Raw genomic sequence first — 26,587 nt, 5'->3', positions numbered from 1 at the left:
GCCGCACGACGAGGACCAGCGAGAAGCCATGACCGCACTGTCTGCCACCACCGCACGTCCGCGCGCCCGCACCGGCGGGCCGAAGGACGACGGCACCCCGTACCTGGAGCACGTCCTCGGCTGGACCCTCGTCGTCGTCCTCGCGATGCTCGTCACGCAGCTCGGCCTGCTGTGAGGTGAGGGCGCGCCCCGAGGGACAGGGCCCCGGGCGCGGTCCGGTGATCGGAGTCGAACATGCGGGCGGTGTGGCTCTGCCATACTGCCGCTGTCCCGCCCGACCGCTTCAGACATGGGCCGAAATTGACGCACAGTCAGCAGCGTGACACCGCGCGCCCCCGGGCGCGCGGGACCGACCGCTCCGTGGCACGCCGCGCCGAACTCATCGCCGTCGGACGGGCGTTGTTCTCCGACAGGTCCTACGACGCGCTCTCGATGGACGACATCGCCCGCCACGCGCAGGTGGCCAAGGGGCTGATCTACTACTACTTCCAGTCCAAGCGCGGCTACTACCTGGCGATCATCGAGGACTCGGTTGCCGGACTGGTCACGCGCGCCGCCGAGGGGCGGGAACTGCCGCCCGCGCAACGGGTGCACCGCACCATCGACGGCTACCTCCGCTACGCCGAGCACAACCAGGCCGCGTACCGCGCGATCGTCAGCGGCGGTGTCGGGTTCGACACCGAGGTGCAGGAGATCCGGGACGGGGTGCGCGAGGCGATGATCGAGGCGATCGCCGAAGGGGCGTACGGTCGCCGCCGGATCGCCCCGCTGGCGCGGATGGGGCTGCTGGCCTGGCTGTGCAGCGTGGAGGGGACGACCCTCGACTGGATCGGCCGCCCCGAGCTGTCCCGGGACACCGTGCGGGAGCTGCTGGTGAAGATGCTCGGGGGGACCCTGCGGGCGATCGAGGAACTGGACCCGGCGTACCCCGCGCCGGCGGCGGCGCGGCGGGGGTAGATTCCCCGGGCGCCGGGCCTCGACCGACGCGAGCGGCTCCGCCCCCAGTGGTCGTACGGCCGGGTCAGGCCGCCGCTTGGCGCATGGTGGGGACGCGGATGGGGCGGGAGCCGGGGCCGCCCACGTGGGAGAAGGGCTGGGTGCGCCAGTCCAGGCCCTGGGGCAGGGTCAGGAGCAGACCCGTCTCCTGCTGCTGGGGCGTCAGCGACTCGTCGGCGGGGCGGGCCTCGTCCGCCGGGCGGCCCGTGCCCGCGCACACCGTGAGACCGAACGGGTTCCACGGCGACGCGCACAGCGCGTGCTCGGGCAGCACCTCCTCGTCCGCGAGGAGCGCGATCGGCTGCGCGCAGTCCGGGCAGATCACCCGGTACATCTCGAACGTGTCGTAGGCGTCGAACTCGTCGTCCGGTTCGACGCCCTCCGGCTCGGGCTCCACCACCGGCTTGAGCCGCTTGGGCACGGAGCGGCCAGGGCGCTTCACACTCTGCATGGGATTCTCCCCCTAGGGCTGGGCCGATCAGGCACTGCGGCCTCGACCACAGCAAGCACTTCCCGCCCCGCCCGGTGGGTAATCACGAGGACATCACGAAGCCTGTTCGGACACTGTGGCGTTCGTCACATGCCGCCCGCAGGTGCCGTACGAGGTGCCGTACGGGACACGCCCGTCCGCGCGTACCGGACCACGTCAGGTCACGAACCGGACATGACCTGCGTCGCCGAGCTGTCCCGGGTGATCCGCGGCACTGTAGGTTCTTGCGCCATGGAGGAGCTGGACCGACAGATCGTGCAGCTGCTCGTCAAGGACGGGCGGATGAGCTACACCGACCTGGGCAAGGCCACGGGCCTGTCCACGTCGGCCGTGCACCAGCGCGTGCGCCGGCTGGAGCAGCGCGGTGTCATCCGCGGCTACGCCGCCGTCGTCGAGGCGGAGGCGGTGGGGCTGCCGATGACCGCCTTCATCTCCGTGAAACCGTTCGACCCCAGCGCCCCCGACGACATCGCGGACCGGCTGGCCGGCGTCCCCGAGATCGAGGCGTGCCACAGCGTGGCGGGGGACGAGAACTACATCCTCAAGGTCCGGGTGGCGACTCCGCACGAGCTGGAGGAGCTGCTGGCCCGCGTGCGCACCCTGGCCGGCGTCTCCACGCGCACCACGGTCGTCCTGTCGACGCCGTACGAGGCCCGCCCGCCCCGCATCTGACCCGGCGCCGTCCGCAGTGGTCGGACGTCTCCGACGGCCACCCGCGGTCGGCCGCGTCCGGCGGCCGCGCGACACTGTTACGCATGAGTGAGCGCACCCCCGACCCGCAGACCGTCCTCCTCCGCCGCGGCGAGGTCCACAGCCCCGCCGACCCGTTCGCGACCGCGATGGTCGTCGAACGCGGCCGGGTCGCCTGGGTCGGTTCCGAGGGTGCCGCCGACGCCTTCGCGGACGGCATCGACGAGGTGATCGACCTCGACGGCGCACTCGTCACCCCCGCGTTCACCGACGCACATGTGCACACCACCGCCACCGGCCTCGCGCTCACCGGACTCGACCTCTCCGCCGCGCCGACGCGCGAGGCGGCCCTCGCCCTGGTCCGCGACTTCGCCGCCGCCCGCCCCGCCGACCGGGTCCTGCTCGGCCACGGCTGGGACGCGGCCCGCTGGCCCGATGGCCGGCCCCCGGCCCGCGCCGAACTCGACGAGGCCACCGGCGGCCGTCCGCTCTACCTCTCCCGCATCGACGTCCACTCCGCGGTCGTCACCACCGCCCTGCTCGACCTGACCCCCGGCGTCACCGGCCTGGCCGGGTACGACGACGGCCCGCTGACCGGCGACGCCCACCACGCCGTCCGCGCCGTCGCCCTCGGCGCGCTCACCCCTGCCCAGCGCGAAGAGGCCCAGCGCGCCGCGCTCGCGCACGCGGCCTCGCTCGGCATCGGCTCGGTCCACGAGTGCGGCGGCCCGGACATCTCCTCCGAGGACGACTTCACCGGACTGCTCCGGCTCGCCGCCGAGGAGCCCGGCCCCCGCGTGGTCGGCTACTGGGCCGAGCAGGGCGACGCGGGCGTGGCCAGCGCGCGCGAACTGGGCGCGGCCGGCGCCGCGGGCGACCTCTTCGTCGACGGCGCCCTCGGCTCGCACACCGCCTGCCTGCACGAGCCGTACGCCGACGCCGCCCACACCGGCACCGCCCGCCTGGACGCCGCCGACGTCACCGCACACGTCGTCGCCTGCACCGAGGCGGGGATCCAGGCCGGGTTCCACGCCATCGGCGACGCCGCCGTCACCACGGTGGTCGAGGGCGTCCGCGCCGCCGCCGAGAAGGTCGGCCTCGCCCGCGTGCGGGCCGCCCGGCACCGTGTCGAACACGCCGAGATGCTCACCCCCGAGACCGTCGCCGCCTTCGCCGAACTCGGCCTCACCGTCTCCGTACAGCCCGCGTTCGACGCCCTGTGGGGCGGCGAGGACGGCATGTACGCACGCCGACTGGGCGCCGAACGGGCCCGCACCCTCAACCCCTTCGCGGCCCTGCTGCGCGCCGGGGTGCCGCTCGCGCTCGGCTCCGACAGCCCCGTCACCCCGCTCGACCCGTGGGGCACGGTCCGCGCGGCCGCCTTCCACCGCACCCCGGAGCACCGCGTCTCAGTGCGCGCCGCGTTCACCGCGCACACCCGCGGCGGCTGGCGGGCCGTCGGCCGCGACGACGTCGGCGTCCTGGTGCCCGGGGCGCCCGCGGACTACGCCGTCTGGCGCACCGACGAACTGGTCGTCCAGGCCCCCGACGACCGGGTCGCCCGCTGGTCCACCGACCCGCGCTCCGGCACCCCCGGCCTGCCCGACCTCGCCCCCGGCCGGGACCTGCCGCGCTGTCTGCGGACCGTGGTGGGCGGACGGACGGTGTTCGTACGGCCGGGCGAGTGATCTACCGGGGCGGCCGGGTGCCGCCCGGCCCCCGCCGGGCCGTGGCACGACCTGCGTTTCCTCCCCGCTGACCTGCGACGCTGCGCGAAAGCCGCAGTTGGGAGGGGTGTTGACAGCGAGCCGTCGGGGGCCGGTAGGTTCTGCCGGGTCCACCACCGCCACGTCCGGCCGGAGAACGTCCGAGAGGTCGCCGGAGCCCGCTGGGTCAGGGATGGTGCGCCGCCGGCGCGCCGCCACTGGGAGCCAGGCCCAGCGTCCGCGCCACGGCGAGGGAATGTTTCGTGCCCGGCCGGCAGGTGTGACCCGGGTGGGGCCCGGCCGCTCAGTAGACAACGGCTTTCGGTCGATCCGCAGCCAGCGGTTCCCAGGTCGGCCCGAAGGGCCGCCGGGCCCCCATCTCGTCGCCCGCGACAGCCGTGACAGGGGCCTGTGGCGGGTAGACGGCAGTCATGGGCGCGCACTCCTACCCACTTTCTGTCCGGCCGACACCCCCGTGGGCCCGTGCTGTCGCGTCCTACCAGGCAGTGGCCACTATGGTGGTGCCCTGCGTACGGACATGAAGGGGCTGCAGTGAACGACGGCGACGGGACCCTCGAGGCGGGAGCCCAGGGAAGACGGTTCGGCCCGCTCGGCACGGCCTTGGTGATCATCCCCACCTACAACGAGGCGGAGAACGTCAAGACCATCGTCGGCCGGGTGCGCGAGGCCGTTCCCGAGGCGCACGTCCTCGTGGCCGACGACAACAGCCCCGACGGCACGGGCAAGCTGGCCGACGAACTGGCCGCCGAGGACGACCATGTCCAGGTGCTGCACCGCAAGGGCAAGGAAGGGCTCGGCGCCGCCTACCTCGCGGGCTTCCGCTGGGGCATGGAGCACGACTACGGCGTACTGATCGAGATGGACGCCGACGGCTCGCACCAGCCCGAGGAACTGCCCCGGCTGCTCACCGCGCTCAAGAACGCCGACCTGGTGCTCGGCTCGCGCTGGGTGCCCGGCGGCCGCGTGGTCAACTGGCCCCGCTCCCGCGAGATCATCTCCCGCGGCGGCAGCCTCTACTCCCGGCTCGCACTCGACCTGCCGCTGCGCGACATCACCGGCGGCTACCGCGCGTTCCGCCGCGAGACCCTGGAGGGCCTCGGCCTCGACGAGGTGGCCTCCCAGGGCTACTGCTTCCAGGTCGACCTCGCCCGCCGCGCGGTCAAGGCCGGCTACCACGTGGTCGAGGTGCCCATCACCTTCGTCGAGCGGGAGCTCGGCGACTCCAAGATGAGCCGCGACATCCTGGTCGAGGCCCTGTGGCGGGTCACCTCCTGGGGCGTCGGGGAGCGGGTCGGGCGACTGACGGGGCGTACCGCGCCGAAGCCGTCCCCGGCCGACGGCGCCGGGCGTACGGCGCCGAAGTCCTCCGGCTGACGGCCGGGGCGGCCGGCCGGGCGCCTTGGACGATCACTCGCTTACGCCGTTCTGAGCAGGGCCCAGGCACACTGGAACCATGACGTCTGGCGCATCGAGTCCCACATACCCGGCCCGGCCCCGCCGCTCCCGTCTGCGCACCTTCCTGCCGCTCGGTGTCGCCGCGTGGCTGGTGCTGGAGATCTGGCTGCTCCTGCTGGTCGCGGACGCGGCCGGAGGGCTCGCGGTCCTCCTGCTGCTGGTCGCCGGGTTCGTGGGCGGTGCGGCGGTGGTCAAGCGGGCCGGACGCCGGGCCTTCAGGAACCTCAGTGAGTCCCTTCAGCGCGGGACGCCTCCGCAGAGCGGTGGGGCGAACGGGCTGACGATGCTGGGCGGGCTGCTGCTCATGCTGCCCGGTCTCGTCTCCGACGCGGTGGGGCTGCTGCTGCTCGTGCCGCCGGTGCAGAAGGCCGTGAGCGCGTACACCGAGCGCACGCTGGACCGCAAGCTGCGGGCGACGGTTCCCGGGCCGCTCGGTGACGCGTTCGCACAGGCCCGGATGCGGCGGCCCGACGGCAAGGTCGTCCAGGGCGAGGTCATCCGGGATGACCGCCCCGGCAACCCCTACGACACCGGCGACGACCGTCCGCCGCTGACGGGCTGACGCGTTTCCCCTGAAAAGATCGCGCAGTTCCCCGCGCGCCTATTTATTCCCCGCGCCCCTATTTAGGCGCGGGGAACTGCGCGAGCAACAACCACGACGCACCCGCACCTGTCGGCCAGGCGCGCGGCGCGCGCAAGAGCGAGGGCGCCGTACGTCGAAACGTACGGCGCCCTCGCTCTTGCGCGACGTCCGCTGTGCTACCGCCCGACCCCCGGAGGGATCACGCGGACTTGCGGCTGTCGCGGGGATGAACCGCGATATTCATCGCACCGGACCGCAGGACGGCCAGCCGCTCCTCGAGGACCTCTTCGAGTTCCTCGCGGGTGCGCCGTTCCATCAGCATGTCCCAGTGCGTACGAGCGGGCTTGGCCTTCTTCTCCTCAGGACCGTCGCCGTCCACCAGGAGTGCCTGGGCCCCGCAGACCTTGCACTCCCACTCCGGCGGGATCTCCGCCTCGACCGAGAAGGGCATCTCGAAACGATGCCCCTTCTCGCATGCGTACTCCACGGCCTGGCGCGGGGCCAGGTCGATGCCGCGGTCCGTCTCGTAGCTGGTCACCACGAGGCGCGTGCCGCGAAGAGCTCGCTCACTCATGAATCGTGCCTCCCGGGCTTGTCGCCCACAGGACAGGTGTCGCTGTCGTCGTCATCCGGTCAACGTCCGGTCGGCGGTAAAGATTCCCGTCCCGTGTCCCGTTTCGGGTCATGCGTCGCCGTCGTAGCCGCAGCCTTGTCTCCCCATGCAGTACCCAACGGCGCCCGGTTTGTCACATCTGCTAGCAGATGTCACCCAGCGTCGCGTCTTCTCTGACGCGCAGTAACGGTACGCCTGGCAGGCCAAACGCGTACACTACCGCCCTTTGGTCCGGAGTGCTAAATCCGGTCGGGAACCGGGTTGCCCGCGTCCCGCACCGCCCGCCGCACCGGAACCCGGGCGAGCGGGGCGAATCCGGCGACGAAGAAGACCACCAGCGACATGATCGCGTCGCGCAGTACCTGCACGAGCAGCACCGCGCCGATGAGGGTGGACTGGCCCAGGCCCAGTTCCTCGGAGCCGTAGACCGAGGCCCCCGCCGCCCCTACCCGTCCCGTCCTCAATCCGGGGGCTCCGCCCCCAGGGCCCCCGGGGCGCGGGAGAGCTCGGGTGGGGTGGGTTCGTCGGCGGGTGCGGGTGTGTCGTGGCTTGTCGCGCAGTTCCCCGCGCCCCTGAAAGACCGGGGGCGCCCCACTGCTTTTAGGGGCGCGGGGAACTGCGCGAGAAGTCCCCACCCACCCGCACTCCCCACACGACCCCACCCCACCCGAACTCTCCCGGGGTCCAAGGGGCGGAGCCCCTTGTAGGGACGGGAAGGGTAGGGGCGGCGGGGGCGAGGGAAAGCCGTCCGCACCCCCGCGCACCGTTACGCCCGGCGCGTGGCCGTCACCCAGCGGGAGAGGGTCTCCCGGCCCGGGCCGGGCCGCTGTCGATTCACTCCGCCGCGCGCGACCCCGTCGCGGAGACGGTCCACCAGGGGACCCTCCTCCCCCCGCAACGCCACCACCGCCGCCGCCACGCGCACGGTGCCGATGTCCACCCGTGCCCTCGCTTCCCCGTGCCCGTTCCCCGGGGTGCCCGAGGACCCCGTGAACGTCTGCCGTCCGCCGCCGCGCCGGGCCGTCAGCCCCAGGTGCCCCGTTCCTCCAGGACCGTGCGCAGCGTGTCGATGTGATCGGTCATGATGCCATCGACCCCGAGGTCCAGGAGCCGGTGCATGCGGTCCGCCTCGTTCACCGTCCACACGTGCACCTGGAGCCCCAGCGCGTGCGCGGTCCGTACGAAGCGGGCGTCGACCACGGGCACGCCCGACTGCCGCTCGGGCACCTGGGCCGCGACCGCCGAGCCGCGCACGGCGGCGGGCAGCCCCCAGGAGCGCAGCCGCAGACCGAGCACGCCCCGGGTGCCGTACGAGGTCGCCAGCCGGGGTCCAGCCAGCCGCTGGGCCCTGGCCACCCGCGCCTCCGAGAACGAGCCCACGCACACCCGGTCCCAGGCGTCGGTGCGCCCGATGAGGCCGAGCAGCGGGAACAGGGCGGACTCCGCCTTGCAGTCGACGTTCCAGCGGACCTCCGGAAACTCCGTCAGCAGGTCCTCGAACAGGGGGACGGGCTCGCCGCCCGCCACGCGTGCCTGGCGCACGACGGACCACGGGAGGCCGGCGATCCGGCCCGTGCCGTCCGTCAGCCGGTCCAGGGTCGCGTCGTGGAACGCCACGAGCCTGCCGTCGGCCGTGACGTGCACGTCCGTCTCCAGGTAGCGGTAACCGGCCGCCACCGCGCGCCGGAACTGGACAGCGGTGTTCTCCAGGCCGTCGGCCGCTCCGCCCCGGTGGGCGAAGGCGAGCGGGCCGTGGTGGTCGAGGTAGGGGTGGCGTATCGCGGTGGTCACCGCCGCAGTATGGCCCGCCCCGGTTTCCGTCCGGCAACGACGGTGCTGCCCGAGGGCGTCGACGGGACGGCGCACACCCGCAGGAACAGCTGTACGAGCGGGCCGATGGACAGCGCGTACAGCACGGTGCCCACGCCGACCGTGCCGCCCATGACGAAGCCGGTCACCACGACCGCGACCTCGATGCAGGTCCGCAGCAGCCGGACCGACCGGCCGGTGCGCGTGTGCAGCCCCGTCATCAGCCCGTCGCGCGGGCCCGGGCCGAACCGCGCGGCGATGTACAGACCGGTGGCCAGCCCGTTGAGGACCACACCGCCGGCCATCAGCGCGATCCGCAGCCAGAGGGTGTGCACCGGGGGCAGTACGGCGAGCGTGCCGTCCATGGCCAGGCCGATCGCGAAGACGTTCGATACGGTGCCGAGTCCCGGACGCTGGCGCAGCGGGATCCACAGCAGCAGCACCACGGCGCCCACGGCGATCGTCACCTCGCCGATGGTGAACCCGGTGCGTTCGGCCAGCCCCTGGTGCAGCACGCCCCACGGTTCGAGGCCCAGACCGGCCGCCACCAGCAGCGCGGAGCTCACGCCGTACAGCGCCAGGCCGACGTAGAGCTGGGACAGCCTTCGCAGCAGGCGCCGGCGCTCCGGCGGCGCGGACGGGGCGGAACCGGAGGGAAGGACGGACGGCGAGGTCGGCAAGGGAGCCCCCGAGTGGTTGAAGTGGACCGGCGCGTGCCACTCTGTGGCTCGGGGAATTGAACCATCCAGGGCCAATTCCAGGAAGGTGGACCGATCTCCATGGTGAAGTGGACCTCCGCCGTCGGGGCGGCACAGCTCGCCCGGCTGCTCGGCTCGCAAGCGGACCGCCCCGCCGGCCCCGGCACCCGCCGCCCGCCCGCCTACCGCGCCCTGGCCGACGGTATCCGGCTGCTCGTGCTGGAGGGCCGGGTCCCGGTCGCCGCCCGGCTGCCCGCCGAGCGCGAACTGGCGCTCGCCCTCTCCGTCAGCCGCACCACGGTCGCCGCCGCCTACGAGGCACTGCGCGGCGAGGGGTTCCTGGAATCCCGCCGGGGGGCCGGGAGCTGGACCGCCGTACCCGCCGGGAACCCGCTGCCCGCGCGCGGCCTGGAACCGCTGCCCCCCGAGGCGCTCGGCTCGCTGATCGACCTCGGCACCGCGGCCCTGCCCGCCCCCGAACCCTGGCTCACCCGCGCCGTCCAGGGAGCCCTGGGGGAGCTGCCGCCGTACGCCCACACGCACGGCGACTACCCGGCGGGGCTGCCCGCGCTGCGCGCCATGCTCGCCGAGCGCTACACCGCGCGGGGCATCCCGACCATGCCCGAGCAGATCATGGTGACCACCGGTGCGATGGGCGCGATCGACGCGATCTGCCACCTCTTCGCCGGGCGCGGCGAACGGATCGCGGTGGAGTCGCCGTCCTACGCCAACATCCTCCAGCTGATGCGCGAGGCGGGGGCGCGGCTGGTGCCCGTCGCCATGGCCGAGGGGCTGGCCGGCTGGGACGTGGAGCGCTGGCGACAGGTACTGCGTGAGGCGGCACCGCGCCTCGCCTACGTGGTCGCCGACTTCCACAACCCCACCGGCGCGCTCGCCGACGAGGACCAGCGGCGCCGCCTGGTGGAGCTGGCGCGCTCGGCCGGCACCGTGGTCGTCGTCGACGAGACGATGAGCGAGCTGCGCCTGGACGAGGACACCGAGATGCCGCGCCCGGTGTGCGCCTTCGACCCCGCCGGGTCGACCGTCATCACGGTCGGCTCCGCCAGCAAGGCGTTCTGGGCCGGCATGCGCATCGGCTGGGTGCGGGCCGCGCCGGACGTCGTCCGCAGCCTGGTCGCGGCCCGCGCCTACGCCGACCTGGGCACCCCCGTCCTCGAACAACTGGCCATCAACTGGCTGCTGAGCACGGGCGGCTGGGAGGAAGCCGTCGGACTGCGCCGCGGCCAGGCCCGGGAGAACCGTGACGCGCTGGTCGCGGCGGTGCGCCGGGAGCTGCCCGACTGGGAGTTCGCGGTGCCGCACGGCGGCCTCACGCTGTGGGTCCGCACCGGCGGGCTGTCCGGCTCGCGGCTGGCCGAGGCGGGGGAGCGGGCGGGCGTCCGCGTCCCCTCGGGGCCCCGCTTCGGAGTGGACGGCGCCTTCGAGGGCTATGTCCGGCTGCCGTTCACGGTGGGCGGCGCGGTGGCCAACGAGGCGGCGACGCGGCTGGCCGCGGCGGCGGACATGGTGCGGGCGGGGGCGTTGGGGACGACGGAGCCGCCGCGGACGTTCGTGGCGTGAGGACGACGGAGCCGCCGCGGATGTTCGTGGCATAGGGCGCCGGGGGCGCTCACCCCTCCGCGGCCACCGGCTCCGTTCTGCTCAGGGGCCCCGCGTCCTTGGTGAACGGCCCCGGGTCCGCCGGCGCCGTGCGCTCCGGCAGCAGGGCCAGCACCGCCTCGCGCTGCCGCTCGCCGGTGGCGTCGTCGTACGGGTCGGGGGTGGCCGGCACCTGGAGCCGGTGGACCGGTCCCGAGCCGAGCCGCGCGTACCCCCGCCCCGGCGGGACGTCCTTGGTGGGGGTCGTGTGCGGTGGCGCCCCCAGTACCGCCGTGAGCAGGTCCGCGGCGGCCGGGCCGAGCACCACACGCGCGCGGGTGTGCTGCCGTACCGACTCCGGGAGCGCGTCGAGGCCGTCGACGTGCTCGGCCACCACCACGGTCACGTTCGCCGCGCGGCCGTGCCGCAGCGGCACCTGGAGCAGCGCCAGCGGATCCTCGTGCCCGCCGGCCGCGGCCAGATGGCCGAGGGCGGCCGGCCGGTCGAGCAGGATCCACAGCGGGCGCCGGACGTCGTCCGGGGCCGGCTGTCCGGCCTGCCGGGCCCGGTTCGCGGCGATCAGCCGCCGCTCCGTCTCGTGGGTCGCCCACTGAAGGCTCGCCACCGCGCCCGCGAGCGCGCACTCGACCGCGAGGACGCCGTCGCGCCCGGTCAGACACGCGTACTCGCCGGTGCCGCCGCCCTCGACGATCAGCACGTCGCCGTGCTGGAGCGCCTGGAGGGCCAGCGAGCGCAGCAGGGTCGTCGTGCCGCTGCCCGGCTCGCCGACGGCCAGCAGATGCGGCTCGGTGGAGCGCGCGCCGGTGCGCCACACCACGGGTGGTTCGTCGCGCCGCTCCTCGCCGTAGTCGAGGGGGACGGTGCGCTGGACGCCGGTGGGGTCGGTGAAACCGAGCACGAGTTCGCCCGGCGCGGTCACGAAGCGCTGGGCGGCGATGTCGGTGGGCAGCGGGGCGAGGACGGAGAGCGTCAGCTCGTTGCCCTCCTCGTCCCACGTGAAGTGGTACTCGCGGCCCCGGCCGGCCTTGGCCTGCAACACCTGTTCGATCCGGGCGCGGGACTCGGGCTCGCCGTCGGTGAAGTAGGCCGGGTAGCGGACGGTCAGCCCGGAGATCCGGCCCGCGTCGTCGAACTCGTATCCGGACAGCGCCGCCGTCCAGTCGCCGCCGTGCCCGTAGAGCGGGGTGGGGTCGCCGGCGGCCGTGAAGTACGGGACGAGCGCGTCGTACAGCGCGCGCAGCCGTTCGGTCTGCGCCTCGTCGGGGCCCTCGGGCACCGGCACGGCCTGCTCGCGGCCCTGCCAGGCCGCCGCCGCCAGCAGGGCGACGACGGCGAGCAGCGGCCCGTACGGCGCGAGGCCCACCACCAGGAGCACCGCGACGACGAGGAACACCAGTGGTCCGCGCCGGTCCTTCGGTGTCTCCGCCCATCTGCGCCGGCCGGCCGCGGCCAGCCGGCGCAGTCCACGGGTGACCGTGATCAGCGGATGGAGGACGTCGGTGGCGCCGTCCGCCGCCGTCCGGGCCAGCTCCCGGCCGCGGGCGAGCTGTGCGCTGCCTCGGCCGGCGAGCCGTGCACTGCCTCTGCCGAGGACGGTGCCTCGCTGGAGGATGCGGGGAAGGGGGCGGCGGGCCACGTCGTCTCCTGGAGGTACGGGGCTGTCAGGGGCGTTCAGAAGTTGATTCCGCCAAGGAGGCTCGCCAGGCTCTCGCCGCCCGCCTTGATGCTGGGGGCGATCGCGGTGCTCGCCAGGTAGAAGCCGAACAGGGCCGAGACCGTTGCGTGCGACGCCTTGAGGCCGTCCTTCCTGAAGAACAGGAAGACGATGATGCCGAACAGGACCACGCCTGAGATGGACAGAATCATTTGAGCTCTCCTGGTTGAGGGGGACGGTCACCATGAGTTCGTCCAGGATCACAGAATGTATCCATATGACAAAAGGTGCAACTGGGTGATCTCCCGGCGTTTCACCCCTCGTCCGTTCCCGGTGCGCGCTCCCCGCCCTCCGGCCCGTCCCCGGCCGGGGGCCCGCGGCCCCGTGACGGACGGCTCCCGGTGATCCTCGCCACGGCGGACGCCGGTCATGTGCCGCGCGGAGCCAGTACGCTGGCGATTCACCCGTACGGCCGCACTCCGGCCGCACCACGGGTCCCCCCACGTACGCAGTGAAAGGTGAGCCGGCGATGAGTGAAGCCCCCGACCCGGAGGTCGTGGAGCTCGCGACCAGGATCTTCGACCTGGCCCGGCGGGGCCGGACCGAGGAGCTCGTCGCCTACGTCGACGCGGGCGTCCCGGCCGACCTCACCAACGACCGCGGCGACTCCCTGGTGATGCTCGCCGCCTACCACGGCCACGCCGGGGCCCTGCGCGCCCTGCTGGAACGCGGCGCCGAGGCCGACCGCGTCAACGACCGCGGCCAGACCCCCCTCGCGGGGGCGGTCTTCAAGGACGAGCGCGAGGTGATCGAGGTCCTGCTCGCCGCCGGCGCCGACCCGACGGCGGGCACGCCGTCCGCCGCCGACACCGCCCGGATGTTCGGCCGGACCGAACTGCTCGCGCTCTTCGGCGTCAACTGACGGTAATCTCCTGGCCATTCGGGACGCCGGTCACACCGGGCCACACCGTCCCGGACCGGACAGGACGGGAAACGACGGGGGAGGCGGGACGGGGCCGCCGGAAATACGGTCGCGGCAGCGAAAACAGCGGGCCATCATGACGTCGTGATTCACGGACGCGACGGCTGGGCAGGTGTTGCCGCACCGCGCGGACCGTGACCGGTCCGCATGGGCCACCGACGAGAGGCAGAGGAAGATGGTTCACAGCAAGCATGAGACGGCGGGCGCTCCGACGTGTTGTCACGCGGCCAGGTAACGCGGTTGTTCCCCGGTTGCGTCGACGCTTGATGTGAGGCTGTTTCCCATGTTCGATCCGGTCATAGCGCCCAGCGGTACGCTGCTCGGCCTGCTCCAGCGGGGCCGCGGCGACGGCACACTGCACGCGCTCACCGCCCCGCGCGCCGAGGCGCTCGCGGCCCTGAACACGTGCGTGCTGCGGGACCCCCGCCACGACTGGCAGGTGGAGAACCGCTCCCTCTACTACGCCCGCCTGTACCTCGACCTGAACGGCGGGCTCGACGCCGTCGAGGCACACCTGTTCGACGCCGAGGACGTCCTGGACACCGAGGAGTCCCGCACCGGGCTCGCCCTCGCCGTCCTCGGCCACCTCGCCTCCTACGGGCGGCGGGACGCCCTCGCCCTGCTGCGCCGCTACGCGGCCACCGGCACCAACTGGGCCTGGGCCCTGGACGAGCTGGCGCTGCGCGACGACGACGAGGGGCTGCGCGCGCTCGCCGCTCCCGTGCTCGCCCGCTTCCCGGCCGGCCCCGAGGGCGAGGCCGAACTCGCCGCTGCCGTGCGCGACGCCTTCGAACCCCGGCCCTGGCGGCTGTGGGCCGACGACGCCCGCGCCTGGGTCGCCACCCGGGTCCGCACGGCCCAGGAGACCGGCAGCTTCGACCGCTGGCAGCGGCAGCTGAGGCCCTCCGGGCCCCGCCCCGGCTGGAGCGTCCAGGCCGTGTTCGACTGGGCCCAGCAGGGCTTGGACCGCGGCGCCGCCCTCCATGTGCCCGCCGCGCGCTGTCTGAGCGCCGTGGCCGGGCCCGAGGACCACGCCGAGATCGTGCACGCGGCCCGCTCCGGCGGCGACGGCGCCCGCTGCACCGCCCTGCGCTATCTCGCCGACACCGGCGATCCCGGCATCCTCGACCTGGTCGAGGCCGCCGTGGCGGACGGCGGCACGCTCGTCGCGGAGGCCGCCGTCGCCGCCTTCGAACGCATGAGCAGTACCGCCGCCGTCCAGCGGGCGCGCGGCTGGGCCCACCGGCCCGACACGCTCGGCGCGGCCGCCGGCCGGATGCTCGCCTGCCGCGGCGGGGCCCAGGACAAGGACCTGGTGCTCGCCGCCCTCCGCGAGGCCGTGCGCGGCGAGGGACCCGACGCGCCGACCCTGTGGACCCTCGTCGACGGCGCCGGGCGGCTCGGCATCGGCTGCGCCGCCCCCGTGCTGCGGCACGTCTACCGCGAGACCGCCTCCTCCCATCTGCGCGGCCGCGCCGCCCGCGCCCTGGCCGCCACCGACCCCTCCTTCGCGACCGGGTTCGCCGTCGAGTGCCTCTGGGACTGCGAGGAGACCACCCGCGAACTCGCCGCCCGGCACGCCGAGACCGGCGACGTCCGCGTCGTCGAACGCCTCCGCCGCCTCGCCGCCGATCCGGCGGAGGAGGCCGAGGTCCAGACCGCCGTCCGCAGCCGGATCGGGCCGGGTTCCGGCGCCGTCGGGGGGTGAGGGAGCCCGGGGCGGGCGCCCGGGGCGCGGGGGAACCGACCGCTCATGGGACGTTCCCCGCCGGGAAAGATCGACGTTGACGCGAGCACGTCCAGCCCGGCGACAACACGGGTATGCGTGTCGTCATCGTGACCGAGTCCTTTCCCCCCGATGTGAACGGCGTGGCCCACTGCGCGCTCCAGACCGCCCGCCACCTCGCGGACCGCGGTCACTCCCCGCTCGTCGTCGCTCCGGCAGCCGCCGGTGCCCAGGACACCGACGCCCAGGCGCCGTGCCCCGTCGTCCGTGTCCCCTCCCTCCCGCTCCCCGGCTATCCCCAGGTCCGTGTCGCCCTGCCCAGCCGCCGCGTCGCCGCGGCCATCGCCGACCACCGTGCCGACGTCGTCCACCTGGCCGGGCCCTTCGTCCTCGGCGCCCGCGGCATGGCCGCCGCCGCGCGGCTCGGTGTGCCCGCCGTGGCCGTCTACCAGACCGACCTGGCCGGCTATGCCCGTACGTACATGGGCGCCGGCGAGGCCGCGGCCTGGCGCCGCCTCCGCTCCGTGCACACCGCCGCCGACCGCACCCTCGCGCCGTCCCGCGCGGCCCGTGCCGACCTGGAGGCGCACGGCGTGCCCCGGGTCCGGCTGTGGCCGCGCGGCGTCGACACCGACAGGTTCCGCCCCGGCCGCCGTGACGAGGCGCTGCGCCGCGAACTCGCGCCCGGCGGCGAGCTGATCGTCGGCTACGTCGGGCGGCTGGCCCCCGAGAAACAGGTCGAACTGCTGTCCGAGGTGTGCGGCCTGGACGGGGTGCGGGTCGTCGTCGTGGGCGACGGGCCGAGCGCACCCGGGCTGCGGGCCGCGCTGCCCGGCGCCGTCTTCCTCGGCCGCCGCACCGGCGACGACCTCGCCCGGGTCTTCGCCTCGCTGGACGTGTTCGTGCACACCGGGCCGTACGAGACCTTCTGCCAGACGGTGCAGGAGGCGATGGCCTGCGGACTCCCCGTGATCGCCCCCGCGGCGGGCGGCCCGCTCGACCTGGTGACCCCCGGCCGCACGGGCCTGCTGGTACCGCCCCGGGACGCGGGCGCGGTGCGCGACGCGGTGTGGTCCCTGGCCGCGGACCCCGCCTTGCGCGCCGCGTACGGCACCGCGGGCCGCGCCGCCGTGGAGGGCCGCACCTGGACCGCCGTCGGCGACCGGCTGATCGGCCACTACGAGTCCGTCCTCGCGGCCCGGACGGCGGTGGCGGCGTGAACGCCGGCGCACCGGGCGCGCGTACGACGGAGCCGCTGTTCGCCACCCAGCGGTACGGCGGCGGACTGCGCATCGTGCGGCTCGCCAACTTCGTCGCGCCCGCCTCCGGCGGGCTGCGTACGGCGCTGCGGGAGCTGGGCAAGGGGTTCCGGGCCGCGGGCCACGAACCCGTCCTGATCGTGCCGGGCGAGCGGTACGAGGACCGTGACACCGAGCAGGGCAGGGTGATCACCCTGCCGGGCCCGGTCGTCCCCGGCACCGGCGGCTACCGCGTCCTCACCGACCGCCGCCGTGTCGCCGCCCTCCTGGAGGAACTGGCCCCCGACCGGCTCGAGGTCTCCGACCGCACTACGCTGCGCTGGACCGGGACGTGGGCGCGCCGGGCCCGGGTGCCGGCCGTGATGGTCTCCCACGAGACCGCCGACGGCGTCCTGCGCACGTGGGGCGTCCCGGAACGCCTCTCCCGGCGGGCCGCCGACGCCCTCAACCTCCGTACGGCACACCACTACGCGCGCGTGGTGTGCACCACGGAGTTCGCCGCCCGGGAGTTCGTGCGGCTCGGCGTCCACAACGTGGTCCGCGCGCCCCTCGGCGTGGACCTCGCCCGGCGGCACCCCGGGCTGCGGCGGCCCGCACTGCGCGAGACGTACGCACGCCAGGGCGAGGCGCTGCTCGTCCTCTGCTCCCGGCTGTCCGTGGAGAAGCGGCCCGGCACGGCGCTGGACGCGCTGCGGGAGCTGCGGCGGCGCGGGCGGCGGGCGGTGCTCGTCGTCGCCGGGGACGGGCCGCTGCGGGCCCGGCTGGAGCGCCGGGCGCGGGAGGGCCGGCTGCCCGTGACGTTCCTCGGGCACGTCGGCGACCGGGACCTGCTCGGCGCGTTGCAGGCGAGCGCGGACGTGTGCCTGGCGCCGGGGCCCGCCGAGACGTTCGGGCTGGCCGCGCTGGAGGCGATGGCCTGCGGCACGCCGGTGGTGGCCGGCGCCTCGTCCGCGCTGCCGGAGGTGCTCGGCACGACAGGTGCCGTCGCGGCCGACGGTGTTGCGGCCGCGGTCGCCTTCGCGGACGCCGTGGAGCACGTCCTCGACCGCCCGGAGGCCGCCCGCCGCGAGGCCGCACGCGCGCGTGCGGCCCATTTCGGCTGGGACACGGCGGTGACGGCGTTCCTCGAGGCCCACGAGGCGGAGCCGGTGCGGGCTGTGGCGTCCGTGCGGTGCGCCCAGGACGGGCCGGCCGTGCGTGACGCGGCGGCCGTACCCGGCCCGGTGGGCGTCCGCGAGGCCGTGCCGGACCACGACGCGGAGTCCGCGCACGGCGGACTTCCGTCCGCCGTCGCCCCCGCGGCCCCCGCCGTCGCCGCCGTCGAGGGGGCCCGATGAGCCCCCTGCGGTTCGTCGCGCTCGGTGACTCGCTCACCGAGGGCGTGGGCGACCCCGTCGGCGGCGGTGCCCGGCGCGGCTGGGCCGCGCTGCTCGCCGCCGGGCTCGGACCCGCCGCCGCGCCCGCCGCATTCGTCAACCTCGCGGTCAGCGGGGCGCAGACCCACGACGTGCTGTGCCACCAGACCCCGGCCGCCCTCGCCCTGCGCCCCGGCCTCGTCTCCGTGGTCGTCGGCGTCAACGACACACTCCGCCACGGCTTCGACATCCGCACCGTCGCCGCCCGCCTCGACCAGGTGTACGGGTCTTTCCGCGCCCAGCGGGCCGCCCTGCTCACCGTCTGCCTGCCCGGCCCGGGCGCGGTGCTCGGCCTGCCCGGACCGCTCGCCCGCCCCCTCGACCGCCGTCTGCGGGCCGTCAACGCCGTCGTCCACGCGCTGTCCGAGCGGCACGGCGCGCTCCACCTGCACGCGGCGGAGGACACGTGGGTGGCCGACCGCGCGATGTGGAGCGCGGACCGGCTGCACCCGGGGGAGCGCGGACACCGGCAACTCGCGCTCCGCAGCCACCGACTGCTCGCGGCGGCCGGTCTCGCGACCGGAACGCCACCGTCCGCCGAACCCGGCTCCCCGCCGCCCACCCGGGCCGACTCCCTGCGGTGGCTGGCGACCGCGGGGACCGCGTGGGTGGCCCGGCGCTGCACCGACCTGCTGCCCCAATTGCTCGCCCTCGCCACCACGGAACTGCGCCACGGTGCCCGCGGCACCACCGCCCGCCTCGATCTGGCCGCCACCCGCGCCGTGGCCTCCGCGCTGACGGCACTCCCGCCGCCGCCCGACCGGTGGGAGGCGGCGGCCTGAGGCGCACTCAGCGGTGTGCCTGGGGCGCACTCAGCGGTGTGCCTGGGGCGCACTCAGCGGTGTGCCTGGGGCGCACTCAGCGGTGCCGTACCGCCGTGAACCGCACCGGCGTACCCGGCGCGGCCTGCGCCGCGGCGGCCAGGTCGGTGGGGCGGACGACCGCGACCACCGGGTAGCCGCCGGTGGTCGGGTGGTCGGCCAGGAACACCACGGGCCTGCCGTCCGGAGGCACCTGGACCGCGCCGAGGACCATGCCCTCGCTGGGCAGCTCCCCGCCCACCGCCCGCTCCAGCGCGGGCCCCTCCGTGCGCAGGCCGATCCGGTTGCTCGTCGACGACACCCGGTACGCGCGCGTGGTGAACGCGTGCACCGCGCGCGCGGTGAACCAGTCGTCCCGCGGCCCCAGCGTGACGCGCAGCACCAGCTCCTCCGACGGCGCCGGCTGCGGAACGACGTCCACGCGCGCGTGGGGACCGGCGGGCCGCCCCAGGGGAAGCACCGTTCCGGTGGTGAGCGGCGGCGGGCCCAGCCCGGAGAGCAGATCGGTGGAGCGGCTGCCGAGCACCGGCTCGACGGCCACCCCGCCCGCGACGGCGACGTAGCTCCGTACCCCCGCACGCACCGCCCCGACGTCCAGCAGCGCACCACCCGGCACCCGGAACGGCGCGCCCCAGGGCGCCGGCCGCCCGTCCACGGCGACCGGACAGGGCGCACCGCCCACCGCCACGGTGACCGCCGAACGCGGCCGCACGGCGCACCCGTCGAGCGTCGTCTCCAGGACGGCCGCGGACGGCGGATTGCCGACCAGCCGGTTGACGAGCGCCGCGGCCGGCGCGTCCAGGGCACCGGAACGCGGCACCCCCAGGTGGGCGTGTCCGGGCCGCCCGAGGTCCTGCACGGTGGTCAGCGCCCCGGCGCGTACGACGGCGAGCGCGCGATCGCTCATGAGGACCCCACCGATCCGCCCACCGGGACGAACCGCACCCGCGCCCCCGGCGTCAGCAACGCGGCCGGCACGCGCGTGTGGTCCCACAGGACCGCGTCCGTCGTCCCGATGAGCTGCCAGCCGCCCGGCGAGGCACGCGGGTAGACGCCCGTGTACGGCCCGGCCAGGGCGACCGATCCCGCCGGGACCGCCGTGCGCGGGGTGGCCCGGCGCGGCACGTCGTACCGCTCCGGCAGCCCCGTCAGATAGCCGAACCCGGGCGCGAAGCCGCAGAAGGCGACCCGGAAGTCGGCGCCGGAGTGGATCCGCGCCACCTCGGCCTCCGGGACGCCCCACAGCGCGGCGACGTCCGGAAGATCGGGCCCGTCGTACCGCACGGGGATCTCGACCGCCTCCTGCGCGCGCGTGGCGACCGGCGGCACCTCCCAGCCGGGGAGTTCGGCGGCGAGCCGGGCCGGCTCGTCAAGACCGTCGAGCAGGACCGTACGGGCCGCCGGCACGATCTCCCGTACCGTCAGCGCGCCCGCGGCCCGGCGGCGCAGCAGCTCGGCGTGGAGGGCCTGGGCCGCCTCTCCGGAGTCCAGTTCGACCAGCAGGGCCCGATCACCGACGGGCAGCGCCCGGACGGAGGCCGTCATGCGAACGCCTCCACCCGCACGCCCGCCCCCTCCAGCCGCGCCCGCACCCGGCGGGCCAGCTCCACCGCGCCCGGGGTGTCCCCGTGCAGGCACAGCGACCGCGCCCGCACCGGGATCCGGCGTCCCGACAACGCGGTCACCCCGCCCTCGCGGGCCAGCCCGAGCGACCGCTCGACCACCGCGTCCGGCTCGGTGACCACCGCGCCGTCCCGGCCGCGCGGCACCAGCGTGCCCTCGTCGGTGTACGCGCGGTCCCCGAACGCCTCGGTGACGGTGGGCAGTCCGGCCTTCGCCGCGGCCTCCAGGAAGCGCGAGCCGGGCAGTCCGAGCACGGGCAGCGCGGCGCCGGCGAGGAGCACGCCCTCGACCACCGCCGCGGCCTGTTCCTCGTCGTGCACCACCCGGTTGTAGAGCGCGCCGTGCGGCTTGACGTACGCCACGCGCGCGCCCGCCGCCCGGGCGAACACCTCCAGGGCACCGATCTGGTAGGCGACCTCGGCGGCCAGTTCCCCGGCCGGCACGTCCATCGCGCGCCGCCCGAAGCCGGCCAGGTCGCGGTAGGACACCTGGGCGCCGATCCGGACACCCCGCCCGGCCGCCAGCGCGCACACCCGCCGCATCGTGGCCGGGTCCCCGGCGTGGAAGCCGCAGGCCACGTTGGCGCTGGTGACGACCGACAGCAGCGCCTCGTCGTCGGTGAGCCGCCAGCGGCCGAAACCCTCGCCGAGGTCGGCGTTCAGGTCGATCATGTTCTCTCCCGCTCGGGCCCGTGCGGGCCCTGTTCTCAGGCTACGCGGTACTGCTCGTCGCGAGCGTCGGTGACGAACATCTGCCCCGGTGCGTGGGTGAGCGCGAACGGCGGCCGGGAGGCCATGACGGCCGCCTGCGGCGTCACCCCGCACGCCCAGAACACCGGGATGTCGCGCGGCCGCAGGCCGACCGGCTCCCCGAAGTCCGGCCGCCCCAGGTCGTCGATGCCGAGCACCGACGGGTCCCCGCAGTGCACCGGGCTGCCGTGCACCGCCGGGAGCAGACTGGTCTCCCGGATCGCCGCCGACAGGTGCTCCGGCTGGACGGGGCGCATCGAGACCACCATCGGCCCGTGCAGTCGCCCCGCCGGACGGCACCGGCGGCTCGTCACGTACATGGGGACGTTGCGGCCCTGCTCGATGTGGCGCAGCGGGACGCCCGCCCCCGTCAGCGCCGACTCGAAGGTGAAGCTGCACCCGATCAGGAAGGACACCAGGTCCTCGCGCCAGTACGACCGCACGTCCGTGGGCTCGTCCACCAGCTCGCCGTCGCGCCACACCCGGTAGCGAGGCAGATCGGTCCGCAGGTCCGCGCCCTCGGCCAGCACCGTGCCGGCGGAGCCGGCGTCCGTGACGTCGAGGACCGGGCACGGCTTGGGGTTGCGCTGGCAGAACAGCAGGACGTCGTAGGCCCAGTCGGCGGGGACGGAGATCAGGTTGGCCTGGGTGTGGCCGAAGGCGACCCCCGCGGTGGGGCCGGCCAGCCCCTCCCGGAAGCGGGCCCGTGCCGTTTTCGGGCTCCACGCGTGCGCGTGCGGGTCGACGGCCGTCACGGGGCGGTCCTGGGTACGGTTCACTGGAGTTCCTTTCCGCGTGTCTCCGGGAGCCCCAGCAGCGCCAGCGCCGCGAGGCCGTAGCCGAGGGCGCCGAAGACCAGCGCGCCGCCCACACCCCAGCTGTCGGCGAGATAGCCGACCAGGGTGGGGAAGACGGCGCCGACGGCGCGTCCGGTGTTGTACGTGAAGCCCTGGCCGGTGCCCCGCACCGCCGTCGGGTACAGCTCGCTCAGATACGAGCCGAAGCCGCTGAAGATCGCCGACATGCAGAACCCGAGCGGGAAACCGAGCACGAGAAGGAGCGTGTCGGCCCCCTCGGGGATGTGCGTGTACGCCAGCACGCAGACCGCCGACAGCACGGCGAACAGCCAGATGTTGCGCCGCCGGCCCAGCCGGTCGGTGAGGTAACCGCCGGTCAGATAGCCGACGAAGGCCCCCGAGATGAGAAACGTCAGATACGAACCGGTGCCGACCACCGACAGGCCGCGGTCCGACTTCAGATACGTCGGCACCCAGGTGGCCAGCGTGTAGTAGCCGCCCTGGACGCCGGTGGAGAGCAGACCCGCGAACACCGTGGTGCGCAGCAGCCCGGGCTCCTGCGCGGTCCCCGGGCGGAAGATCGCCGCGAACGAGCCCTTCGCCGTGCTCTCCCGGTTCTCCCGGCGCACGGCGGCCGCCCCGGGCGCGTCGTGCACCCGGCGCCGCACCCACAGCACCAGCAGCGCGGGCAGCGCGCCGGTCCAGAACATCACCCGCCAGGCGAGGTCGTCGCCCGCGATGGAGAACACCACCGTGTAGACGACGACGGACAGCCCCCAGCCGACGGCCCAGGAACTCTGGATCGCACCCAGGGCGCGGCCCCGGTGCCGGGCGCTCGCGTACTCGGCGACCAGGATCGCGCCGACCGCCCACTCGCCGCCGAAGCCGAGCCCCTGCAACGCGCGGAAGAGCAGCAGCGTCTCGTAGCTGGGCGCGAAGCCGCAGGCCACGGTGAAGACGGCGTACGTGACCACGGTGATCAGCAGCGCCTTGACGCGGCCGATCCGGTCGGCGACGACCCCCGCGACGGCGCCGCCGACCGCGGAGACCACCAGGGTGACGGTGGTGATCAGTCCCGTCTGGCCGCTGTCCAGGCCGAAGTAGGCGGCCAGGGCCACCATGCTCAGCGGCAGCGTGAAGTAGTCGTAGGAGTCCAGCGCGTAGCCGCCGAACGCGCCCCCGAAGGCGCGCCGGCCGCGCGGACCGAGCGCGCGCCAGAACCCGAGGGGGCCGTCGTCGGCCGCCGGGGCGTCCGCGTGGGGGAGCGGGTCGGTGGAGGGCTTCCGGGAGACCCGGGAGGGAGGAGTCGTGCTCATGAGCACCTCGCAGTGAGGGGGACGGAGGGTGCGTGAGGAGTGAGCCGTGCGGTGCTTGCCTGTGTGCCCTACTCAGGAAGGTAGAGGATCGTTGAACGATCCTTCAATACCCATGTTGTCTCGTTCTTCTGTCTGCGATTGAATTCCGCGCATGGCAGACCAGTTGACGCCGCTGGCCGACGACCGCGCCCTCCTGGGCCGGACCAGCACCGCCGAGCGGGTGGCGGACATCCTCAGAAGCCGCATCGCCGAGGGCTACTTCCCGCCGGGCACCCGGCTCTCCGAGGACGGCATCGGCGGGGCGCTGGGCGTCTCCCGCAACACCCTGCGCGAGGCGTTCCGGCTGCTCACGCACGAACGGCTGCTCGTCCACGAGCTCAACCGGGGCGTGTTCGTACGGGTGCTGACCGTCGAGGACGTGGAGGACATCTACCGGGTGCGCCGACTCGTGGAGTGCGCCGTCGTGCGCGGCCTGGGCGACCCGCCGTACGCCGTCGACGGGCTCGCCGCGGCGGTCGAGGAGGGCGGACGGGCGGCCCGCGAGGGCGACTGGAAGGGCGTCTCCACCGCCAACATCCACTTCCACCGCGCGCTCGTCGCGCTCGCGGGCAGCGACCGCACGGACGAGGTGATGCGCAGCGTCTTCGCCGAACTGCGCCTCGCCTTCCACGTGGTGGACGACCCGCGCCGCCTCCACGAGCCCTACCTCACCCGCAACCGCCAACTCCTCCACACCCTCCAGTCCGGCGGACGGGACCACGCGGAACACTTCCTCGCGACCTACCTGGACGACTCCAGGAAGGGCCTGGTGGAGGTCTACGCCCGCCGCGTGGCAGACGCGGGCTGACAGCGCCCCGAAAGGGGCGCGGGGCCGTGTCGACATGCGGCTCCGCCGCGTGTGCGCGAGCGACCACGACTGAGCGGCAGCCCCGTCACGACCGCACCTGACCACCCCGGGGAGCCTGGGGCACGCCACACCCCCGCGCCGAGAAGGCGCCCTCCGCCCCGTTTGGCCCGATGTCAGACCCAGGACCTAGTCTGTGCACCGTGACTTCCCCCGCACCGACGGACCGCGTTCCGCCCCAGCTCAGCACGGGCGCACGCCCCGCGCCGGGGCCGGCCGCCGACGAGGGCCTGGCCCGCCGCCTGCGCGCACTCGCCTGCACCGCGCCCCTGCACGACCTGGACGCCCGCAAGGCCAACCTCGCCGGCGAGTACTCGGTGTACGGCATGGCGGAGGTCGCCCTCGCCGCCATCGACCTCGTCACCCTCCACATGGACTTCGACACGGGCGCCGACCAGGAACAGATCGTCTCCCGCCTCCTCCCGCGCATCGCCGCCCAGGCCCCCCGCCGCCCGGCCGCCGAGCACGAACGCGTGGCCCGCTGGGTCCTGGAGAACCTGATCAACGTCGGCAGCGTGGACCGCGGCTTCCGCGCCGTCTACGGCACCTTCAACCCGGACGGCAGCTACGTCCGCCGGGACTACGACTTCAAACTCGTCGAGGAGGTCCCCGGCTACGGCGGAGGCGTCTACCTGCGCACGACCGACGAGGCGGTCAACGTCCTGGTGGGCGCCCTCGACACCGACGTCACCAGCGCGCAGATCGCCGCCGAGGTCAAACTGGAGGTGCTCGTCAGCCGGGGCCGACTCGCTGACGCCCAGCTCGCCGCCGAACAGGCCCGCTACCGCACCGTGCAGTATGCCGAGACACTGCGCCGCGCCCTGGAGGCCACGCGGCGCAACGTACGGGCGGTGGACTGGCTGAACGCGGTGCCCGACATGATCGCCGAGGCCCTCGACCACGTCGCCGACCGCTACCGCCACGAGAACGCGATCCTCACCAACATCCGCCGCGCGCGCGACGAGTCCGAGGACCCCGAGAACAAGCGGCGCGCCGCCGAACTCGTCGACATCGTCAAGGACTGCATCCGCCGTCACACCCAGTTGCAGTCCCGGCTGCTGGAGGCCGGCCCGCTGTTCCGCGCCGAACAGGACCGCCAGGCGTTCGCCCCGGTGACGGCGGCGTCCGGCACGGACCTGTACGGACAGCTGCTCGCCCCGGTCCTCCCGCTCCCGCTGGAGCGTTCCGTCCGCGTCACCGACGCGTTCTTCGCCCGCGGCACGGGGCTGCGCACCCCCGCCTCCGTCCGCGTCGGTGACCTCGTCGACCTGCTGCTCACCCCGCCCGTCGAACGCGAGCACCTCGGCGCCGAGATGCCCGAGCCGGACCTCATCGCCACCCCCGACGACAGCCGGTTCAGCGAGGAGCAGCTCGCCGCCGCCACGGACCTGCTCGACCTGCCCGCCGACGCGCCCCGCCGGCTGTCCGGACTGCTCGCCGAGGCCCGCCGCCGCGACCCCGACCTGCCCTACCTCGTCGCCCTGCTGGCGGTGCACGCGGCCAGCCCGCCGGTCGGCACCGCCTACCGCCAGGGCGAGGAGAGACTGCTCTTCGCGGTCGACGACGGCACGCAGCTGGACGACCCGGAGTTCGGCGGCGCCGACCTCATCGTCGGCACGGCCCTGCTGGACGCGGCGGGAATGGCGGCGGACCGCTCGGACGCCGCATGACGCCCCGCGAAGCCGTCCCCGCCCCGGCGCACCGCCCCGCGCCCGCACCCTCGACGTACTGACCACCCCCGCACCAAGGAGCCCCGACCGTGACCGAGTCCGCCGAGTGGAGTGAGCCGGAGGCCGCCGCCGCGCCGGCGAGCGGCGGGGGCACGCCCGCCGACGCCGCCGACGCGGCGCGGCTCGTCGCCTTCGGACTACAGCCCAAATTGCAGCCCGCCCGCGACCAGGAGTACGCCGAACTGCTGCGCCGCCACCGTGAGGACCCGGCCTTCGCCCGGCTCGCCGACGCCGTGGCCGCCGGGCTCGGCCTGGTGGTCCTGGAGGTCTCCCCACGCGCGGGCATGGCCGTCACCGCCGCCGAGGACTCCGTCTTCGCCGTCCGCATGGGCGACTACGCCCGCCGCACGTCCGCCGACGCCGGCGACCGCTTCCTGCACGGCCTCGCCCATCTCGCCGTCGCCGCCCTCGCCTTCCCGCGCCCCGAGGACCTCGCCGACGACGGCTACATCGGCCGGGTCACGGTCAACGGCGTCGACGCCTTCGTCCGCCAGGCCTGCCGCCGCCTGGAGGAACGGGCCGCCGCACAGGGCGAGAACACCGACCCGGCGACCGACGCCCCCGGGCTGGAGGCCGCCTGGCGGATCTGGGCCCGGCGCAGCGCCACCGGCGCCACCAAGGACGCCCGCAGACTCGCGGGTTCCACCACCGGCATCATCGCCAAGGCCGTCACCTTCCTCACCGACTCCGGCTTCCTCCAGCGCACCGGCGACGACGGCGGCGGCACATACCGCACGACCGCCCGCTACCAGCTCCAGGTCCGCGACATGGCCGGCGGCGCCGCCATGGCCGAACTCCTCGAACTGGGCGTCGTCCCCGTCACCGACGGCACGCCGACGCTGCTGCCCCCCGACGACGCCGACGACCTGGACCTGGTGGCCGACGCCGGACTGCCCTTCCACTCCGCACAGCCGTAACGCACCACCGCCG

At 74.8% G+C, this 26,587-nt stretch carries 26 protein-coding genes and 1 pseudogene; 15 read left to right on the top strand and 12 right to left on the bottom strand.

Going from position 1 to position 26,587, the window contains the following annotated elements:
* Nucleotides 1–28: 28 nt before the first annotated feature.
* Nucleotides 29–175, top strand: a complete 147-nt coding sequence (locus IO29_RS37860) for an SCO1431 family membrane protein (RefSeq protein WP_106969851.1) — start codon at nucleotides 29–31, stop codon at nucleotides 173–175.
* Between the two features lie 125 nt (nucleotides 176–300).
* Entirely contained in the window at nucleotides 301–957 is a 657-nt protein-coding gene (locus IO29_RS19545; protein ID WP_033226055.1) for a TetR/AcrR family transcriptional regulator, read from the top strand.
* 64 nt (nucleotides 958–1,021) lie between these two features.
* Here IO29_RS19545 and IO29_RS19540 read toward each other — a convergent pair whose 3' ends face one another.
* On the bottom strand, nucleotides 1,022–1,447 hold the full coding sequence (locus tag IO29_RS19540; protein WP_030380815.1) for a hypothetical protein: 426 nt from the start codon (nucleotides 1,445–1,447) through the stop codon (nucleotides 1,022–1,024).
* 270 nt (nucleotides 1,448–1,717) lie between these two features.
* Here IO29_RS19540 and IO29_RS19535 point away from each other — a divergent pair, with 270 nt between their 5' ends.
* From IO29_RS19535 to fxsA, 4 genes are all read left to right on the top strand, one after another.
* Nucleotides 1,718–2,158 carry an Lrp/AsnC family transcriptional regulator gene (locus tag IO29_RS19535; RefSeq protein ID WP_030380814.1) on the top strand — a complete coding sequence of 147 codons (441 nt, stop codon included), beginning with the start codon at nucleotides 1,718–1,720 and terminating at the stop codon, nucleotides 2,156–2,158.
* A gap of 83 nt (nucleotides 2,159–2,241) precedes the next feature.
* Nucleotides 2,242–3,864 (top strand): amidohydrolase, encoded by a 1,623-nt coding sequence (locus IO29_RS19530; RefSeq protein WP_030380813.1) that lies wholly within the window; start codon nucleotides 2,242–2,244, stop codon nucleotides 3,862–3,864.
* Nucleotides 3,865–4,434: 570 nt separating this feature from the next.
* Nucleotides 4,435–5,277 carry a polyprenol monophosphomannose synthase gene (locus IO29_RS19525; protein WP_051707781.1) on the top strand — a complete coding sequence of 281 codons (843 nt, stop codon included), beginning with the start codon at nucleotides 4,435–4,437 and terminating at the stop codon, nucleotides 5,275–5,277.
* Between the two features lie 79 nt (nucleotides 5,278–5,356).
* A complete protein-coding gene (gene fxsA, locus IO29_RS19520) occupies nucleotides 5,357–5,920 on the top strand; it encodes an FxsA family membrane protein (protein ID WP_030380811.1) in 564 nt (187 codons plus the stop codon).
* A 220-nt stretch (nucleotides 5,921–6,140) separates the two neighbouring features.
* Here the strand turns inward: fxsA and IO29_RS19515 are convergent, their stop codons facing one another.
* The 4 genes and pseudogenes from IO29_RS19515 to IO29_RS19500 form a co-directional block, all read right to left on the bottom strand.
* Nucleotides 6,141–6,515 carry an RNA polymerase-binding protein RbpA gene (locus IO29_RS19515; RefSeq protein ID WP_003977404.1) on the bottom strand — a complete coding sequence of 125 codons (375 nt, stop codon included), beginning with the start codon at nucleotides 6,513–6,515 and terminating at the stop codon, nucleotides 6,141–6,143.
* 278 nt (nucleotides 6,516–6,793) lie between these two features.
* Nucleotides 6,794–6,988, bottom strand: a pseudogene (locus tag IO29_RS37855) (hypothetical protein); the annotation flags it as partial.
* Between the two features lie 589 nt (nucleotides 6,989–7,577).
* Nucleotides 7,578–8,345, bottom strand: a complete 768-nt coding sequence (locus IO29_RS19505) for a glycerophosphodiester phosphodiesterase family protein (RefSeq protein ID WP_030380809.1) — start codon at nucleotides 8,343–8,345, stop codon at nucleotides 7,578–7,580.
* Nucleotides 8,342–9,043 (bottom strand): membrane protein YczE, encoded by a 702-nt coding sequence (locus IO29_RS19500; RefSeq protein ID WP_051707779.1) that lies wholly within the window; start codon nucleotides 9,041–9,043, stop codon nucleotides 8,342–8,344. The genes IO29_RS19505 and IO29_RS19500 overlap by 4 nt, the downstream gene beginning before the upstream one ends.
* A 99-nt stretch (nucleotides 9,044–9,142) precedes the next feature.
* Between IO29_RS19500 and IO29_RS19495 the strand changes: the two genes are divergently transcribed.
* Entirely contained in the window at nucleotides 9,143–10,642 is a 1,500-nt protein-coding gene (locus IO29_RS19495) for an SCO1417 family PLP biosynthesis transcription factor (protein WP_030380807.1), read from the top strand.
* Nucleotides 10,643–10,691: 49 nt separating this feature from the next.
* On the opposite strand, the gene IO29_RS19490 is transcribed toward IO29_RS19495, so the two are convergent.
* Complete coding sequence (locus IO29_RS19490; protein ID WP_030380806.1) at nucleotides 10,692–12,317, bottom strand: membrane protein; 1,626 nt, start codon at nucleotides 12,315–12,317, stop codon at nucleotides 10,692–10,694.
* A 35-nt stretch (nucleotides 12,318–12,352) separates the two neighbouring features.
* Complete coding sequence (locus IO29_RS19485; protein ID WP_006141523.1) at nucleotides 12,353–12,547, bottom strand: hypothetical protein; 195 nt, start codon at nucleotides 12,545–12,547, stop codon at nucleotides 12,353–12,355.
* A 317-nt stretch (nucleotides 12,548–12,864) separates the two neighbouring features.
* On the opposite strand from IO29_RS19485, the gene IO29_RS19480 reads away from it, so the two are divergent.
* From IO29_RS19480 to IO29_RS19460, 5 genes are all read left to right on the top strand, one after another.
* Nucleotides 12,865–13,257: an ankyrin repeat domain-containing protein gene (locus IO29_RS19480; RefSeq protein ID WP_030380805.1), complete on the top strand. Its 393-nt coding sequence runs from the start codon at nucleotides 12,865–12,867 to the stop codon at nucleotides 13,255–13,257.
* Between the two features lie 343 nt (nucleotides 13,258–13,600).
* A complete protein-coding gene (locus IO29_RS19475; RefSeq protein WP_030380804.1) occupies nucleotides 13,601–15,025 on the top strand; it encodes a hypothetical protein in 1,425 nt (474 codons plus the stop codon).
* A 113-nt stretch (nucleotides 15,026–15,138) separates the two neighbouring features.
* The gene (locus tag IO29_RS19470; RefSeq protein WP_030380803.1) at nucleotides 15,139–16,263 is read left to right on the top strand and encodes a glycosyltransferase family 4 protein; all 1,125 of its coding nucleotides are present in this window, start codon (nucleotides 15,139–15,141) and stop codon (nucleotides 16,261–16,263) included.
* Nucleotides 16,264–16,298: 35 nt separating this feature from the next.
* Nucleotides 16,299–17,639, top strand: a complete 1,341-nt coding sequence (locus IO29_RS19465; protein WP_078618362.1) for a glycosyltransferase — start codon at nucleotides 16,299–16,301, stop codon at nucleotides 17,637–17,639.
* On the top strand, nucleotides 17,636–18,499 hold the full coding sequence (locus IO29_RS19460) for an SGNH/GDSL hydrolase family protein (RefSeq protein WP_030380801.1): 864 nt from the start codon (nucleotides 17,636–17,638) through the stop codon (nucleotides 18,497–18,499). Before IO29_RS19465 ends, IO29_RS19460 begins: the two co-directional genes overlap by 4 nt.
* A 76-nt stretch (nucleotides 18,500–18,575) precedes the next feature.
* Here IO29_RS19460 and IO29_RS19455 read toward each other — a convergent pair whose 3' ends face one another.
* Genes IO29_RS19455 through IO29_RS19435 form a run of 5 tightly spaced genes read right to left on the bottom strand, consistent with a single transcriptional unit; the run spans nucleotide 18,576 to nucleotide 23,023 of the window.
* The gene (locus IO29_RS19455; protein ID WP_030380800.1) at nucleotides 18,576–19,445 is read right to left on the bottom strand and encodes a 5-oxoprolinase subunit C family protein; all 870 of its coding nucleotides are present in this window, start codon (nucleotides 19,443–19,445) and stop codon (nucleotides 18,576–18,578) included.
* Entirely contained in the window at nucleotides 19,442–20,083 is a 642-nt protein-coding gene (locus tag IO29_RS19450; protein WP_030380799.1) for a 5-oxoprolinase subunit B family protein, read from the bottom strand. Before IO29_RS19450 ends, IO29_RS19455 begins: the two co-directional genes overlap by 4 nt.
* Complete coding sequence (locus IO29_RS19445; RefSeq protein WP_030380798.1) at nucleotides 20,080–20,832, bottom strand: LamB/YcsF family protein; 753 nt, start codon at nucleotides 20,830–20,832, stop codon at nucleotides 20,080–20,082. The genes IO29_RS19450 and IO29_RS19445 overlap by 4 nt, the downstream gene beginning before the upstream one ends.
* 35 nt (nucleotides 20,833–20,867) lie before the next feature.
* Entirely contained in the window at nucleotides 20,868–21,689 is an 822-nt protein-coding gene (locus IO29_RS19440) for a putative hydro-lyase (RefSeq protein WP_030380797.1), read from the bottom strand.
* Nucleotides 21,686–23,023 (bottom strand): MFS transporter, encoded by a 1,338-nt coding sequence (locus tag IO29_RS19435; protein WP_030380796.1) that lies wholly within the window; start codon nucleotides 23,021–23,023, stop codon nucleotides 21,686–21,688. Before IO29_RS19435 ends, IO29_RS19440 begins: the two co-directional genes overlap by 4 nt.
* A gap of 151 nt (nucleotides 23,024–23,174) precedes the next feature.
* Here IO29_RS19435 and IO29_RS19430 point away from each other — a divergent pair, with 151 nt between their 5' ends.
* The 3 genes from IO29_RS19430 to IO29_RS19420 all read left to right on the top strand — a co-directional run bounded on the left by IO29_RS19430 (nucleotide 23,175) and on the right by IO29_RS19420 (nucleotide 26,574).
* Nucleotides 23,175–23,870: a GntR family transcriptional regulator gene (locus IO29_RS19430; protein WP_030380795.1), complete on the top strand. Its 696-nt coding sequence runs from the start codon at nucleotides 23,175–23,177 to the stop codon at nucleotides 23,868–23,870.
* 200 nt (nucleotides 23,871–24,070) lie between these two features.
* Nucleotides 24,071–25,597 (top strand): hypothetical protein, encoded by a 1,527-nt coding sequence (locus IO29_RS19425; RefSeq protein WP_030380794.1) that lies wholly within the window; start codon nucleotides 24,071–24,073, stop codon nucleotides 25,595–25,597.
* Between the two features lie 89 nt (nucleotides 25,598–25,686).
* Nucleotides 25,687–26,574, top strand: a complete 888-nt coding sequence (locus IO29_RS19420) for a hypothetical protein (protein ID WP_037840567.1) — start codon at nucleotides 25,687–25,689, stop codon at nucleotides 26,572–26,574.
* Nucleotides 26,575–26,587 lie beyond the last annotated feature (13 nt).

It is taken from the genome of Streptomyces sp. NRRL F-6676, assembly GCF_000725625.1.
Lineage (GTDB): Bacteria > Actinomycetota > Actinomycetes > Streptomycetales > Streptomycetaceae > Streptomyces.
This window is presented reverse-complemented; position numbering and strand designations above follow the sequence as displayed.